This is a genomic window from Microbispora sp. KK1-11, assembly GCF_006874435.1.
In the GTDB taxonomy this organism is placed as follows: Bacteria; Actinomycetota; Actinomycetes; order Streptosporangiales; family Streptosporangiaceae; genus Microbispora; species Microbispora catharanthi.
Map to the genome: position 1 here is coordinate 23,822 of NZ_VIRJ01000042.1, position 14,518 is coordinate 38,339.

Here is a 14,518-nt window from a genome sequence, read left to right on the forward strand (position 1 = left end):
GATCGGTCGAAGAGACCATAGCCCCGACGGCCGCCGGCCACGAGTCCTTCCGGCGAGGTGCCCGGCTCAGGACTTCGTTTTCGCCAGACGCGTTCCGGTCATCGTGGCGTAGACGATGACGTTGTCGAAGTAGTGACCGGTCGAATAGTTGTATTTGCCGCCGCAGGTGATCAGCCTGAGCTCGGCGTTGTCGGCGTGCCCGTACACCCGGTTGGTGGGGAACGTCTGCTTGTTCGCCTGCTCTATACCGCCCACCGTGAAGATGGCCACGGTCCCGTCGAGGCGGTACACCTCGATCTTGTCGCCGTACGCCAGTTCGTGCAGGCGGGTGAAGACGGCGCTGCGCGAGGTGGTGTCCTTGTGGCCGAGCATGACCGCCGGGCCCGACTCACCCGCCGTCGGGCCTCCGCGATACCAGCCGACCAGGTTCGGGTTGCTGATCGGGGGCGTCTGGATCGCACCGGAGCGGTCGAGACCGACGGACTTGATCGGGGCGTTCACGCCGATCTTGGGAATGACCAGGCGCTTGGGCGTGGACGGCTGCATCGCCGGAGCCGCCGGAATGTTCGGAACCGGCGGAGGCGCGGTGGCGACCGCCTGCGTCAGCGGCTGCCCGGCGCCGCCCGGCCCCACGGAGGGGGCGAGCCCGTTCTGCGGCGCCGCGAGCTTCACCGTCGAACGGGTCGGCACGGCGTACTCGTCGGGGTTGTTCACCATGATCACTACGCCCACGATCACGACGACCAAGCCCAGGATGGCCGCCGTGATCAGCACCCGCCTGATGGCCTCCGCGCCGTCGCCGGGAGGCTTCTCCTCCGGTGGCTGCGGCGGGGGCACCGGCTGCACATGCTGCATCTGGGGCAGCATGACCGGCTGGAAGACCGGCTGGCCGTAAACCGGCTGCGGGTAGCCCTGCCCGCCCGGCCCGAGAGGCACGCCGTACGGCTGGCCCGGCGGGTACTGTCCAGGTGGCGGGGTGGTCATGGCGCGTCCTACTGCCTCACCGGGCGGCGCCGGGCCCGGAGCACGAGTCCGCCGGCCCCCGCCGCCAGCATGAGCGCGGTGCCGGTGAGGACGAAGAGGCGGGCGTCGGGGCCCGCATCGCCTCCACCGCCGGTGGCCGCGCCACCCCCGGGAGTGTTCTCGACCTGGGAGGACTTCGTCTTCTTCGTCTTGGCCGGCGTGGGCGACGCGAAGACCGTCTCGTACACCGTCCTGGTGTTACGCGGCGTGGGCGAGGCGCTCGCGGAGGCACTGGGGCTGGCGCTGGCGCTGGCACTCGCGCTCGGGGACGCCGAGGCGCTCGTCACCGGAATCGTCGCCACGGCCGGCAGAGTGCTGCCCGTCGTGGCGACCACGCAGTTGTAGAGCGTGGTGGGTGTCGTGGTCGTGCCCGTGCCGGCGGGCGCGATCATGCCGATCTTGAAGTCCTTCGCCGTCAGCACGACGGAGGTGGCTCCGGTCGACGGCGTGACGGTCAGCGTGGCCGTGGGGAGCGTCGGCATCGCCCCTCCCGCCGCGACGGACGCGGTCAACGCCGCACCGGTAGGCGAGGGTGTGGACACGCCCGCGGTCATGCCCGCCGGCAGCGCCGACGCCGAGACGACGGGCTGCAACTCCATCGCCGCACCACTCGCGATCGCCACCGGCGCGGTGAACGCCGCCCCGGTGGTGACCGGCGCGATGCTCAGGGTCGCGGTGTACTGGGTGCCGCTCACCGCCGAGGTGCTCGCGGTCAGCGTCACGGTGAAATCGTGCGTGACGCCGGTGCCGCCCGTGCCCGGAGTGCAGGTGTACGTCACGGTCTTCGTGTCGGCTCGCGCGCCGAGCGCGCTCAGGCCCAGGAGAAGGCCCGCGCTGACCACTCCGGCCGCGGCGGCCCTTCCGGCGACACGGCCCCGCGCCTTTGACTTCAGCACTGACTTCTCTCCACTTCGATGCTCGCAGTCAACAGGCGTACCAGCATTCCAGCATACGGTCACAGTCAGGTAGAGATCATACGGACAAAAACCCCAAGACCGCCTCCACTTGCTCAAAGTTTCTCGCGTTCTGGACATGTCCGCCTCAGCCGGACGCTAGTGCCTGCCGTACGAGCCGGGGTTCGGACCGAAGCGCCGCAGCAGGAGCCCTCCGGCCGCCGCCGCGGCCATCAGCGCCAGACCGGTGAGCACGACGAGCCGGGCGTCCGGTCCCGCGTCGCCCCCGGCCCCGGTCTGCGCGCCGCCGAGCGGCGTCGTCTTGATCTGCTTGGTCGTCGTGCGGGAGACCGTCGCGGTCGCCGTGACCGTGGTGGTCGCCGTGGTCCTCGTGGTCGGGGTCGTCGACGCTCCGGCGCTGGGAGTGGGCGAGCTGCTCGTGTTGCCGCCCGCGTCGTCGCTGTCGGTCGGGCTCGGCGACGGGGAGGGCGAAGCGGACGGTGAGGGGGACGGCGAGGTGGACGAGGAGGCGGCGACGGTGAGCGCGAGCGACGCCCGGGTCGCGGACTGCGGCAGCGTGCACGTGTAGAGCGCCTCGCCCGAGCCGGTGGTGTCCCCCGCCGGTCGCAGCTTCAGCGTGAAGTCCCCCGCCGCGACTCCGACCGTGCCCACCGCCGTCGGTGTCAGCGTGACGAGCAGTTCGGGGATCGGCGTCAGCGTGGCCGACGGCGAGAGAGACGACGGAAGCACCGTGGAGGCGGACGGGCTCAGCGTGATGGCCGCAGGACTCTCCTCCCCCGTGCCGGTCTCGGTGTCGTCCGTGGTCGAGCCCGTGTCCTCGTTGGAGGGAGTCGCGCCGGCGGAGGGTGACGCACTCGCGGAGGGGGTCGGGGAGGTGTCCGTCGCCACCTGGGACTCCGCGCCGCCGGCGGATTCCGTGTCGTTCGTGCCGTCCGATGACGGCGAGGCCGAAGGGGAGGGGGTGGCCGATGCGGAAGGCGACGCAGACGGAGAGGGCGTGGGGGTCGGCGATGGGCTGGGAGTGGCGGATTCGCTCACGACGGGAGCGCCGGTCACCTCCACCAGGCCCTGGGCGACCATGACGTCGTTCGCCGCGATGCCCGTCGCCGGTGCCACCATCGCGCTCTGGCCGCTCGACGGCGACGCGGGAGCGATCCGCCAGGTCACGGTCGCCGTGCTGCTCACCACCGGGTCGTCGGGCGTGACCAGGGTCACGTTCACGGGGTAGGTCGCGGCGGTGCCGCCGGCCGGAGTGCAGGAATACGGCACGGTCGTGGTTTTGGTCGCCGCGAGCACGGGCCACGTCATCAGGACTAGCGCGGCCGTCGCTCCCGCCGCCGACCGGGCCGCGATGCGACGCCTGGCACTCCTGCGCCGGGCACTGAGGTCGGGCACGACGTCTCTCCTGCCACCACAGTCACGGACAAAGCAGCGAACAGTTTCCCAGGAGTTGACCGCCGGCATAACCGGCGGGCCCCGTATGTCAGGAAATTCTCAGGGAACCTTCATCGCCCTCCCACGGTAGGGAGGGTGGAGGTATTGATATGAGACGACTGTTCGTGGCCCTCGCGGCGATGGCCGCGATCCTCGCGCCGGCCCTGCCCGCTCACGCGCGGGCCGGCTTCTGGGCCGTGACCGAACTCGACCCGATTCCCGCCGAGGTGCGGCCCGATGTCTCCTACACGGTGGGCTTCTGGGTGCTCCAGCACGGCACCCATCCGTACGAGGGGCCCGGCGGGCTCGATCCGGTCGGCCTGCGTCTGACCGGGGAGGACGGCACGACGCTGACGTTCGACGGGACGCCGCTGCCGGAACCCGCCCACTACGCCGCGTCCGTCGAGGTGCCGGCCGGACGGTGGCGGGTGCAGGGACTGCAGGGCATGTTCGCGCCGTACGAGATCGGCACGCTCACGGTGCCGGGCGGGCTGAAGGCGGCTCCGCCACAGTTCCCGGTGTCCGCCGGCACCGAGGTCATGGATTATTGGGGGCCCGTGAAGCCGCCCGGGTTCCCCTGGAAGGCGGCGTCCGTCATCCCCAACCGCCTTCCCGCCGCGACGCCCGCCGCGTCCGCGCAGCCGGCCCGGGCCACCGAACCGGCCCGCGCCACCCAGCCGGCCCAGGTCTCCGCGGCCGTCGGTGATTCCTCGCCGTGGCGTCAGCCGTACGCGCTGCTGGCCGTCGCGGTGGCGGCGGTGGCGGGCACGCTGCTGGTCCAGCGCGCGGCTCGGACGGCCATGCGGCGCAGGCCGCACGATCCGCCCGAGCGCGAGGCGCGAGAGGGCGAAGAGGTGATCAGCACGGGCTGATCACCTCGCGATCACTTGCCCTTGGTCTGGGTCAGCGTCGCGTAGACGATGATGTTGTCGGTGTAGTGGTGCTGTTTGGCGTTGTAGACCCCGCCGCAGGTGATCAGCCGCAGCGACGATGTGATCGTGTTGCTGTAGACCCGCTTGGTCGGGAACGTCGACTTGCTGACCTGCTCGATCCCGTCCACGGTGAAGATCGCCATCTTGCCGTCCGCACGGAGAACGGCGATCTTGTTGCCGCGCTTGAGCTCGCGCAGGCGGCTGAAGACGGCGGCGCCCTTGCGGGTGTTCACGTGCCCGAGGATGATCGCCGGCCCCTGGTCACCGGGGGCCGGTCCGAAGCGGTACCAGCCGGTGAGGCTGGGCTTGCTCAGCGGGGGCGTCTGGATGACGCCGGCCTTGTCCACGCCCACCGAGCCCACCGCGGCCTTCACGCCGATCGCCGGAATGCTGATCTTGAGCGGCCTGCCGGTGACCTTCTTGGTCGTCGTCGTCTTCTTCGCGCCGGACGACGAGGACGACAGCGGCTTCGAGGACGACGAGGCCACGCTCGTGAGGGTCAGCGGCGCGATCGGCTGCATCGCGGGAGCCGGCGGCGGCGCGGTCGGGTCCGCCGCCGTGAGCGGCACACCGGGCCCGCCCGGGCCGACGGTCGGCGGCAGGAAGGCCACGCTGCCCGCGTCCTGGACGTTCACCGCACCCGGGACCGGCCCGCCCTCCGCGGAGTCCGAGGGGCTCAGCACGGCGAGCATCCCGGCCATCACCGCCGCGATGCCGCCGAACGACCCGGCCACGAGCAGGCCCGCGAGGACCGGCTGGGGCAGCGGCTTGCGCGTCTTCTTGGCGTCGGCGCCCGTGCTGCCCTGCTCGGGAGCCCCGCCGTCAGGAGTGTCGTTCATCGTCATCCTCCTCAGCTCCGCTCGCCCGAGTGCGCCGCCCTGCGCCGGAGCATCGCCACACCGCTGAGCATGCCGATCATCAACAACGCGCCGCCCGAGCCGATCAGCAGCATGCCCGAGGACGACACGCGCTCCGGAGCCTCACCGGTCTGCGCACCGCCCTGCGGGGTGATCGCCACCTGCGCCACGCTCGGCGTCGCGGTCAGTGTCACCGTCCTCGTCGCCGTCGGCGACGGGCTGCCCTGCGTCACCACCGCTGTCACGACGTAGTTCTGCGTCTGCGCCGCAGCCGGCGACGGACTGGCCGACGGAGAAGCCGAAGCCGAAGGCGAGGGCGAGGGTGAAGGCGACTGATTACCGCCGCTCGGCGACGGGGAAGGGGTGGGCGACGCGCTCGGTGAGACGCTCCCGGAAGGGCTGGCCGAGCTGTCCGGAGAAGGCGAGCTGTCCGGCGACGGGCTGGCCGGGTTGTCGTCACCGCCTCCGATCTCCACCTGGATGGCACCCGGTGCGTTGGCGAGGGTGCACTCGGCGCGGTACTCCTTCGGCGGATTGACCAGATCACGCGTGATCACACGGAAGGCGTCGAGCTGGCCCAGCTTGGCGTCCTCGACGTTCTTGATTGTGATCGTGTGCTGTTCATACTTCAGACCGTGGAACTTCCACAGGGTCTGGCCGCCCTTGTGGGCATCGTTCACGAGAGTGCCGTCGGCGTTTCGCGACGGGTCCACCCGCGGCGGAGTCGCCGCCTGGCCGTCGATGGCGATCTCTATCGGCCCCGCGTCCCGGTCCTTCTGCGCGACGTATTCGATGCCGGTGCCCTTGAAGGTGTAGGACGCCCAGGCGTCTTTGACCGTGGTCCGATGCAGATCCAGGTGATAGTCGTGGTCCTCGAACGGGAGCCCGTCGTGGTCCTCCCAGCCGCCGCTGTAGGTGATGGCGGGATCGTCGTCGTTGACCATGACCTCCGAGGCCGCCGGCCGGAAATCGACGAACAACGTGTTGCCTGGCCGGACCGTGACAGTGCCTGCGCGGTCGGTATGGCCGAAGTCCGAGATGCCGACGGGCAGATTGAGCGGGGTGCCCTTGTCCATTGGCCCCGACTGATCCACAGTCCCCTTCGGCTGAAGCTGCCCGATCCAGCTGCCGCTGATGTTGGCCCGGCCGGTCACATCGATCCGACCACCGTTGGGCATGTAAGCGGGCGATCCGAGGCGCGTCGCGTCCTTGTAGTTCAGTTTCCACTCGACGTTGAGCGGGTCGCCGACGTTGAGCGTCGTCGGGACGGTGAGCCTCGTCCGGAGGTTCACGGTCCCGGAGCCCGTTCCGGCGATGCCGCCGTTGCAGGCGTAGTCGACGACGAGTGTGGCGGTGGCGGCGCCCGCTGTCGACGACGGGGTGACGACCATCGCCGTACCGGCCAGGCCGAGGGCCAAGGCGGCCATGGTCCTAGGAAGACCAGATTTCCACCGAATCACCGCATACTCCGATCACAGGTCCGCCCTGGCGGGCCTATAGCAAACCGAAGGTAGATCTTAGGGGCAACCGAAGCGGTCAAAGGGGTCATTATCACGATGGTTTCGGAGTTGTGACACTCCGTACAACGTGACGCCGATCGACCAGCGGAGGACCAGAATCGTATTCTGGTGCGGCCAACAGATTCTGAGCCGGAAGGCGTACCCGATGCGGCGAGACCTCTTCGACGAGGAGCACGACCTCTTCCGCGAGACCGTCCGTGAGTTCATGGCCCGCGAGGTCGTCCCCCACCACGCGCAGTGGGAGAAGGACGGCATCGTCCCCCGCGAGGTGTGGAAGAAGGCGGGCGAGCTGGGCATGTTCGGCTTCTCGGTGCCGGAGGAGTACGGCGGCTCGGGGATCACCGACTTCCGCTACAACATGGTGATCGTCGAGGAGATCATCCGCGTCGGCGCCAGCGGCCTGGGATTCGGCCTGCACAACGACATCATGGCGCCGTACATGGTCGATCTGACCAACGACGAGCAGAAGCAGCGCTGGCTGCCCGGCTTCGCGTCCGGCGAGCTGATCACGGCCATCGGGATGACCGAGCCGGGAGCCGGCAGCGACCTGCAGGGCATCCGCACCACCGCCGTCCGAGAGGGCGACCACTACGTGGTGAACGGGCAGAAGACCTTCATCACCAACGGCATCAACTCCGACCTCGTCGTCGTCGTGACCAAGACCGACCCCTCGGCGGGCGCGCGCGGCACCTCGCTGCTGGTGGTGGAGCGCGGCATGGAGGGCTTCACCCGCGGCCGCAACCTGGAGAAGGTCGGCATGCACGCGCAGGACACCGCCGAGTTGTTCTTCGAGAACGTCCGGGTGCCGGTGGCCAATCTCCTGGGCGACGAGGAGGGCCAGGGCTTCTTCCAGCTCATGAACAACCTGCCGCAGGAGCGGCTGTCGATCGCGGTGGCGGCCGTGGCCGCGGCCGAGACGGTGCTGGAGGAGACGATCGAGTACTGCCGCAACCGTACGGCCTTCGGCCGCAGCATCGGCAAGTTCCAGAACACCCGGTTCCTGCTGGCCGAACTGGCCACCGAGGTGGAGATCGCCCGCCACTACGTGGACAAGAGCGTGCGAGCGCTCAACGCCAAGGAGCTCACGGCGGTGGACGCCGCGAAGGCCAAGTGGTGGACGACCGAGCTGCAGAACAAGGTCATCGACCGGTGCGTCCAGCTCCACGGCGGCTACGGCTACATGCTGGAGTATCCGGTGGCCAAGGCCTGGCTGGACAGCCGCGTGCAGACGATCTACGGCGGCACCACCGAGATCATGAAGGAGATCATCGGCCGGTCCTTCGGCTTCTGACCCCCGCGAACCAGCGGCCGATCAGCTGTGCTGCTGTCCCCAGATCAGCAGCATGGCCACCACGAACACGACCATCACGCCTCCGTAGGCCACCGGGCTCAGCCGGAAGAACCGGCGCACCTTGTTCAGCAGCCACGCGAACAGGAGCGCCAGGAAGACCAGAAGGATGAGTCCGGTGTCCACACTGATCAGTATGCGTGGGTTTCCCCGCCCCCGCGTGTCCCTCGGCACAAGCAGCACGGAGAGACTCAGCGAGGGTCTTCGCCGCCTTCGAGGATGCTGCCTTCAAGGATCACCCGCGCGACCAGTTCCGGGTCGTCGCTCATCGGCACGTGGCCGCAGCCCCGCAGCAGCAGCGCCCGCTGCCCCGCCCACCGCGCCGCCCGTACGGCCTGGCGGCGCGGCAGCAGCCGGTCGCGGTCGCCCCAGGCGATGGTGACCGGCACCTGGGGCGGCGCGGGTGGCGCGACCCACGCCAGCGAGTCCAGCGTCTCCTCGAACCCCACGCACTCGCGCAGCGCCGCGGCCGCCGCGAGCACGGCCTCACGCGACAGCCGCTCCGGACGGGCCACGACCAGGCCCAGAGCCAACGCCTTCCCCTCGTCCGTGCAGGCCGCGAGCGCGGGCAGCCCGTTCGCCCGCGCCGCCAGCCGCAGCAGGCGCAGCACGGCCCGCGCGTACGCGTGCTCGGGCCGGGACCAGAACCCGACGGGAGACAGCGCGACGGCCGTGCGGACGTCGGCGGAGGACGCCAGGTCGAGCGCGATGTAGCCGCCCAGCGAGTTGCCCGCGACGTGCGGCCGGCTCAGGCCGAGCCCGGTCCAGAACTCCCGCACCGCCCGCCCCAGCGTCTCCACGTTGTACGGCGTGCCGTGCGGCAGCGGCGGGGACTCGCCGAAGCCGGGCAGGTCCACCGCGATGACGTCGTGCCGCTCCGCGAGCAGATCGAGGACCGGCAACCAGCCGTGCCGGTGGTGACCGATGCCGTGGAGGAGGACCAGCGGCGGGCCGCTGCCGCGACGGTCGTGGGCGAGCTCCATGCGTCCGAGTCAAGCACCCGGGACGGCCGGAAAGAAGCGCGCAGCGCGTCGCGTCCGCCGTCCGTCCGTCGAGGCGGATTCGGTGCATGCTCGTCCGCGCGGGCTGCAATCATGTTCCGTCGCATTGATTGAAGACGAAATGAACCGACAAATGACCATGACTAAGCCGGAGGAACACACCGGCCTCGCCGACCTGCCGGAGCCGGACGGGAAAGCCGGCGTCATCGACTTGCTGGAACGCAGCGGATCGGTCGTGGTGCCCGTCGGCATCGCCCTCTACGCGCTGCTCTATCTCGGCATCCAGCAGGTGTACGGCATCTTCAACATCAGCCCGGAACAGGCGGGCATCGACCAGGCCACCATGTTCGGCCGCCTGGTGGGGACACTGATCCTGCTCATCATCGCCGGCGCGCTGCTCGCGGGCGTCCTCGTGGCGGCCGTCTGGCTGCTGGACAAGGCCACCCTCGGCCATCTGTCCCGCCTGGCCCAGGCCGTACGCGTGCGCCCGTGGGCCGCCGCGACCGCCGGCGCGCTGTGGTGCGGAGCGAGCTACTGGGGCTTCCTCGGCTACCTCGGGCTGGGCGAGGGCGCGTCGCTGGCCGGCGTCGTGATCACGGCGGCGGTGATCGGCGCCCTGGCCTTCCTCGTGCCGTTCCGGCTGCTGCGGCGGCGTCCGGCCGGCCGCGCGGGCATGAAGATCGTGGTGGCCGCGTTCACCGGCATCGGGCTGGGCTTCGCGCTGATGGGGCAGATGGAGAGCGACGCGCTCGCCGTCGCCGAGAAGGGCAGGCCCGCCAGCATGCTCCTGTCGATGGTGGGCTTCCAGGACCAGTGGGTGGTGCTCAACGATCGCGAAAGCGGCAAGGTGCTGCGCGGCGGTGTGGAGGTGCTGCTGCTCGGCGAACGCGAGGGCGCGTACGCGTTGTACGACTGCGCGAACCAGGAGACCTTCCGCATCTCCATGGAGGCGACCGTGCTGCGGCAGGTGACGCTCGAACCCGACCGGCCGAGCGGCTACAGCTGTATGAAGCAGAAGAACTGACCGTGGCGTGCCCCCGCGGCGGGGGCGCGTCACGACCTAACGACCACCGATGGGGATCTCGAACCAGACCGCCTTGCCCTCGCGGGTCGGGCGGGAGCCCCAGCGTCGCGCCAGCTGGTCGACGAGGTAGAGGCCACGGCCGCCCTCGTCGTTCTCCCCCGCGCTGCGGATGCGGGGCAGGCGCAGATCCTGGTCGAAGACCTCGACCCAGACCGACTCCCCGCCCCTGCGCAGCCGCAGGGTGAACTCCTTGTCGCCCGCGATCTCCTCCTCGAAGCCCGGCACGTCCCACGACTCGTCGAACGGCAGCGGGGGCCCGTCGAGGACCAGCTCGCGGCGCGGCACGCTGGCGCTGGCGGCGTGCAGGACCACGTTGGTCACGACCTCGGAGACGAGCAGGCAGGCCAGCTCCGCGCGTTCCTCGGGGACCTGCCATCCCTCGAACGCCTCCGACGCCATCCGCCGCGCCTCGCTCACCATGATCGGCTGGGCCGGGAACGTGCGCTCCTGGGACTGCAGCTCCGTGCCCGCCGAACGGACGACGAGGATGGCCATGTCGTCGTCGATCTCGCCCGGGACGGCCACCGTCGCCAGGTCGGCGATGCGCTCGACGGACTCCCCCGACGCCTTGGCGAGCTTCTCCCGCAGGATGTCGAGCGCCTCGTCGTCGCCGGGAACGCTCGTGGCGGAGTCGCGCGGCGGCCTGCGATCGACCAGGCCGTCGGTGTAGAGAAGCAGGGTCGCGCCGGGCGGCAGCTCCCTCGTCTCCTCCTTGTAGACCAGGTCGGCGTGCATGCCCTTGGCCCGCACCCCGAGCGGCTGGCCGACCTCGGTGATGTCCAGGTCTCTGACCTCGCCGTCCACGATCAGCAGCGGGGGCGCGTGCCCGGCGTTCGCGAACGACAGCTGCCTCGACCACGCGTCGTACACCATGTATTGGCAGGTGACGATCGGCGGGTTGGTGATGTCGGCGCCGAAGTCGTCGTGTTCCGGGGCGGCGACGATCCTGGTCCACTCGTCCAGGCGGGCGAGGATGTCGGCGGGCGGTTTGTCGTCCTGGGCGAAGGCTCGCAACGCGGCTCTGAGCTGGCCCATGACCGCAGCCGCCTTGGCTCCCCGGCCCTCGACGTCTCCGATCACGATGCCGACGCGCCCGGCCGACAGCGGGATCACGTCGTACCAGTCGCCGCCCACCTGGGTCTGGATGCCCTGGCCGTGCGAGGCGAGCGGGGCGGCCGGGTAGTAGCGGACCGCGATCTCCAGGCCGTCGAGCGAGGGCAGCGGCTGACGCGGGAGCAGGTGCTTCTGGAACGACTCGGCGGTGTGCCGCTCCTCCTCGAACAGCAGCGCGTTGTCGACGGCGAGCGCGACGCGGGTGGCGATGGCGCCGACGAAGTCGCGGTCGAAGGTGTCGTAATGGGGCGAGCGCCGGTTCGTGAGGTTCGACAGGCCGAGGTACATCAGGCCGAGCGTCTCGCCGCGCACGCACAGCGGGGCGACGATGGCCGAGGTCATCCCGATCTCACCGCACAGCCGGGCCGCGCCCTCGCTCGGCGCCGGATAGCTGACCTGGGAGAGGTCCTCGACCAGGATCGTCTCCTGGCGGCGCACGGCGGCCTCGGCGTAGTGCCCGAGGGGGTATCTGATCTCCGCGCCCACCGGCCGCCAGGTGTCCGGCGGGGGCGTCCAGCCGTTCACGTGCGTGGAGACCTTGCGCACCAGGCGGTCGCCCTCGACCAGTTCGATGAAGCAGTGGTCGGCGAACTGCGGGACGAGCATCTCCGCGACCCGGTTGAGCGTCTCCTCGACGTACAGGGAGCCGGCGAGCCGCTCGCCGATCCGCTCGAGCAGGCCGAAGCGGTCCTTCTCACGCTCGTTGCTGCGCATCGCCTCGCGCGCGGTGATCACGATGCCGCTCACGGAACCGGAGGGGTGCCGCAGCGGCACGGCCTGCGCGCGCACGTAGATCGTGGAGCCGTCGCCGCGGGCCACGTCGAACGTGCCCTCCCACACACCGCCGCGCAGCACGTGCTTGGCCAGCTCGGCCGTGAGCGGATGGTCCTTCTCCGAAATCCCCAGGGTGTGCAGCGACTCCTTGCCCGGAGACGCGCCCACGCGGCCGAACAGCTGCTCGGCGAAGGGGTTCCAGTACAGGACATTGCTGAAGCGGTCGGTCACGACCACGGCCATCTCCGCGTGGTCGAGAACGGAACCGGCGGAAAGGTGGTCGTCGGCGTCCTGTGACAGATCTCCCCATCGCCTCATGCCACGACCGTCCCTTGACGAGGTGGGTTCGCTATGCCGGGCACGGGCGCTCCTGCGAAGGCTGGGTCGCGAGAAATGAAAGGACTCCCTAGGGGATTCAACCAGGCACAACTCATTCCGTCATCGTCTGGTGACAAAAACGTGTGAGGCGACGTCCCTCGGAAGGTCCGCGGTCGTGGTTCCCACCTCACCATCACCAGTCACCGTTACACCGTTGTCACTCGCCGCGAGCGTCACCTCGCGTCCGGGTTGTATCCCAACTTGCTTGAGTTTAAGCATCACGGCCGGGTCGCTTTGCACTTGTTCGCTGATTCGGCGCACTACAACGGGCACGGGGGCCTGTCCCGCGAGGGTCACCATGGGAGACACCATCTCATCTCCGGCCGAACCGGACTGCGGCACCCCCAGCTCGTCCAGACCGGGGATCGGGTTGCCGTGCGGGCACACCCGGGGGTTCTTGAGAAGGTTCACGAGCCGGGTCTCCACCGACTCCGACATCACGTGCTCCCAGCGGCACGCCTCGATGTGGACCTCTTCCCATGGCATGCCGATCACCTGGGTCAGCAGGCACTCGGCCAGGCGGTGCTTGCGCATGACGCGGATGGCCAGCGTGCGGCCCAGCGCGGTCATGCTGAGGTGCCTGTCCCCCTCGACCTTGACCAGGCCGTCGCGCTCCATGCGCGCCACCGTCTGGCTGACGGTCGGACCGCTCTGCTGCAGGCGCTCGGCGATCCGAGCGCGGAGCGGGACGATGCCCTCCTCTTCGAGCTCGAATATCGTCCGGAGATACATCTCCGTCGTGTCGATCAGGCCGTGTGCGGTCAAGGCTCCTCCAGTCCTTGTAAATCGATGCTACGACCTCCCCGCGTGTTCGCAGCCGACCTTATTGGGGAAGCGACCCAGGGTGGGAAACATCGGAGCCCAGCGATTCCTTCCGGCGGAGATCAGCTTGCCCGCGCTCAGGGAGGCCGCACGACACTGCGAGGGCTGCGACCTCTACCGCGCCGCCACGCAGACGGTCTTCGGCGAGGGCGTTCCCGACGCACGGTTCATGCTGGTCGGCGAGCAGCCGGGCGACCAGGAGGACCGCGAGGGCGCGCCGTTCGTCGGGCCCGCCGGCCGCATGCTCGACAAGGCGCTCGAAGAGGCGGGTATCGAGCGCGAGGCGGTGTACGTGACCAACGCGGTCAAGCACTTCGAGTACGAGCCCCGCGGGAAACGCAGAATCCACCAGAAGCCCACCGTGGGAGAGATCAACGCCTGCCGGCCCTGGCTCGAGGCCGAGATGCGCCTGGTGGACCCGGAGGTGACGGTGGTGCTGGGGGCCACGGCCGCCCGGGCCCTGCTGGGCCCGGACTTCCGCGTCACCAGGCATCGGGGAGAGCCGGTCCCCCGGCGCGAGGGGGCGTACTACGTGGCGACGATCCACCCCTCGGCGATCCTGCGCGCGCCCGACCGGGACGAGGCGTACTCGGGCTTCCTCGCCGATCTCACCGTCGCGGCCGGGCTGCCCTGATCGGATCGGGGGGCGGGCCCTCAGGGGGCGGGACCTCAGGGGGCGAGGCGCTCCAGCGTCCAGGTTCCGCCGGTCCGGCGATAGCGGAGCCGGTCGTGCATGCGGTCGGTCTGGCCCTGCCAGAACTCGACCTCCGCCGGCACCACCCGGAAGCCGCCCCAGAAGTCCGGCAGCGGCGGGTCCTGCGGCCAGCGCTCGGCCAGCTCACGGAACCTCGCGTCGAGCTGCTCCCTCGACTCCACGACCGCCGACTGCCGGGAGGCCCACGCGCCGATGCGGGAGCCGTACGGGCGAGAGTGGAAGTAGGCGGCGCTGTCCTCGCGCGGGAGCCGTACGACGGAGCCCTCCACGCGGACCTGCCGCCTGATGGGATGCCACGGGAACAGCAGGCAGGCCCGCGGGTTCTCACCGAGGTCGCGGCCCTTGCGAGACTCGTAGTTGGTGAAGAAGACGAACCCGCGCTCGTCGAAGCCCTTGAGGAGGACGGTGCGGGCGGAGGGACGGCCACCGGCGGAGCTGGTGGCGACGACCATGGCGTTCGGTTCAGGCAGGCCCGCGGCGACCGCGTCCGCGAACCACAGCGCGAACTGCGTCGCCGGGTCGGCTGCCATGCCGGATTCGAGCAGGGGCTCACCTTCGTAGCTGTGCCGGAGCCCGGGGAGGTGCGAAGCGCTGTCCACGGAA

14 protein-coding genes are annotated in these 14,518 nt (G+C 70.1%); 4 read left to right on the top strand and 10 right to left on the bottom strand.

Annotation, left to right across the window (positions count from 1 at the left end; all coding sequences use genetic code 11):
• Nucleotides 1-66 precede the first annotated feature (66 nt).
• From FLW16_RS38565 to FLW16_RS38575, 3 genes are all read right to left on the bottom strand, one after another.
• Nucleotides 67-984: a class F sortase gene (locus FLW16_RS38565; RefSeq protein WP_142565946.1), complete on the bottom strand. Its 918-nt coding sequence runs from the start codon at nt 982-984 to the stop codon at nt 67-69.
• A gap of 8 nt (nt 985-992) precedes the next feature.
• Complete coding sequence (locus FLW16_RS38570) at nt 993-1,919, bottom strand: hypothetical protein (RefSeq protein ID WP_142565947.1); 927 nt, start codon at nt 1,917-1,919, stop codon at nt 993-995.
• A gap of 156 nt (nt 1,920-2,075) precedes the next feature.
• The gene (locus tag FLW16_RS38575) at nt 2,076-3,332 is read right to left on the bottom strand and encodes a hypothetical protein (protein WP_142565948.1); all 1,257 of its coding nucleotides are present in this window, start codon (nt 3,330-3,332) and stop codon (nt 2,076-2,078) included.
• A 149-nt stretch (nt 3,333-3,481) separates the two neighbouring features.
• On the opposite strand from FLW16_RS38575, the gene FLW16_RS38580 reads away from it, so the two are divergent.
• On the top strand, nt 3,482-4,243 hold the full coding sequence (locus FLW16_RS38580) for a hypothetical protein (RefSeq protein WP_142565949.1): 762 nt from the start codon (nt 3,482-3,484) through the stop codon (nt 4,241-4,243).
• Between the two features lie 11 nt (nt 4,244-4,254).
• On the opposite strand, the gene FLW16_RS38585 is transcribed toward FLW16_RS38580, so the two are convergent.
• On the bottom strand, nt 4,255-5,142 hold the full coding sequence (locus tag FLW16_RS38585) for a class F sortase (RefSeq protein WP_185949783.1): 888 nt from the start codon (nt 5,140-5,142) through the stop codon (nt 4,255-4,257).
• Nucleotides 5,143-5,153: 11 nt separating this feature from the next.
• The gene (locus FLW16_RS44170) at nt 5,154-6,578 is read right to left on the bottom strand and encodes a hypothetical protein (protein WP_185949784.1); all 1,425 of its coding nucleotides are present in this window, start codon (nt 6,576-6,578) and stop codon (nt 5,154-5,156) included.
• Nucleotides 6,579-6,825: 247 nt separating this feature from the next.
• Here FLW16_RS44170 and FLW16_RS38595 point away from each other — a divergent pair, with 247 nt between their 5' ends.
• Nucleotides 6,826-7,971, top strand: a complete 1,146-nt coding sequence (locus FLW16_RS38595; protein ID WP_142565951.1) for an acyl-CoA dehydrogenase family protein — start codon at nt 6,826-6,828, stop codon at nt 7,969-7,971.
• A 21-nt stretch (nt 7,972-7,992) separates the two neighbouring features.
• Here FLW16_RS38595 and FLW16_RS44175 read toward each other — a convergent pair whose 3' ends face one another.
• Both FLW16_RS44175 and FLW16_RS38600 read right to left on the bottom strand, forming a co-directional pair.
• Nucleotides 7,993-8,154, bottom strand: coding sequence for a hypothetical protein (locus FLW16_RS44175; protein WP_167538831.1), 162 nt, complete (start codon nt 8,152-8,154; stop codon nt 7,993-7,995).
• A 65-nt stretch (nt 8,155-8,219) separates the two neighbouring features.
• Nucleotides 8,220-9,011, bottom strand: coding sequence for an alpha/beta fold hydrolase (locus FLW16_RS38600; protein ID WP_142565952.1), 792 nt, complete (start codon nt 9,009-9,011; stop codon nt 8,220-8,222).
• 151 nt (nt 9,012-9,162) lie between these two features.
• On the opposite strand from FLW16_RS38600, the gene FLW16_RS38605 reads away from it, so the two are divergent.
• Complete coding sequence (locus FLW16_RS38605; protein WP_142565953.1) at nt 9,163-10,053, top strand: hypothetical protein; 891 nt, start codon at nt 9,163-9,165, stop codon at nt 10,051-10,053.
• A 36-nt stretch (nt 10,054-10,089) separates the two neighbouring features.
• Here FLW16_RS38605 and FLW16_RS38610 read toward each other — a convergent pair whose 3' ends face one another.
• Entirely contained in the window at nt 10,090-12,318 is a 2,229-nt protein-coding gene (locus FLW16_RS38610) for a SpoIIE family protein phosphatase (RefSeq protein ID WP_142565954.1), read from the bottom strand.
• 120 nt (nt 12,319-12,438) lie between these two features.
• Nucleotides 12,439-13,143 (bottom strand): metal-dependent transcriptional regulator, encoded by a 705-nt coding sequence (locus tag FLW16_RS38615; protein ID WP_139580490.1) that lies wholly within the window; start codon nt 13,141-13,143, stop codon nt 12,439-12,441.
• Nucleotides 13,144-13,267: 124 nt separating this feature from the next.
• Here FLW16_RS38615 and FLW16_RS38620 point away from each other — a divergent pair, with 124 nt between their 5' ends.
• Nucleotides 13,268-13,834: a UdgX family uracil-DNA binding protein gene (locus FLW16_RS38620; protein WP_260616067.1), complete on the top strand. Its 567-nt coding sequence runs from the start codon at nt 13,268-13,270 to the stop codon at nt 13,832-13,834.
• A gap of 35 nt (nt 13,835-13,869) precedes the next feature.
• Here the strand turns inward: FLW16_RS38620 and pdxH are convergent, their stop codons facing one another.
• A complete protein-coding gene (gene pdxH, locus FLW16_RS38625) occupies nt 13,870-14,514 on the bottom strand; it encodes a pyridoxamine 5'-phosphate oxidase (protein WP_142565956.1) in 645 nt (214 codons plus the stop codon).
• Between the last annotated feature and the right edge of the window lie 4 nt (nt 14,515-14,518).

Excerpts from the sequence above, each read along its gene's own strand:
- FLW16_RS38565 (WP_142565946.1), bottom strand. The coding sequence starts at position 984 with ATGACCACCCCGCCACCTGGACAGTACCCGCCGGGCCAGCCGTACGGC.
- FLW16_RS38605 (WP_142565953.1), top strand. The coding sequence starts at position 9,163 with ATGACCATGACTAAGCCGGAGGAACACACCGGCCTCGCCGACCTGCCG.
- FLW16_RS38600 (WP_142565952.1), bottom strand. The coding sequence starts at position 9,011 with ATGGAGCTCGCCCACGACCGTCGCGGCAGCGGCCCGCCGCTGGTCCTC.
- FLW16_RS38595 (WP_142565951.1), top strand. The coding sequence starts at position 6,826 with ATGCGGCGAGACCTCTTCGACGAGGAGCACGACCTCTTCCGCGAGACC.
- FLW16_RS38610 (WP_142565954.1), bottom strand. The coding sequence starts at position 12,318 with ATGAGGCGATGGGGAGATCTGTCACAGGACGCCGACGACCACCTTTCC.
- FLW16_RS38585 (WP_185949783.1), bottom strand. The coding sequence starts at position 5,142 with ATGAACGACACTCCTGACGGCGGGGCTCCCGAGCAGGGCAGCACGGGC.
- FLW16_RS38580 (WP_142565949.1), top strand. The coding sequence starts at position 3,482 with ATGAGACGACTGTTCGTGGCCCTCGCGGCGATGGCCGCGATCCTCGCG.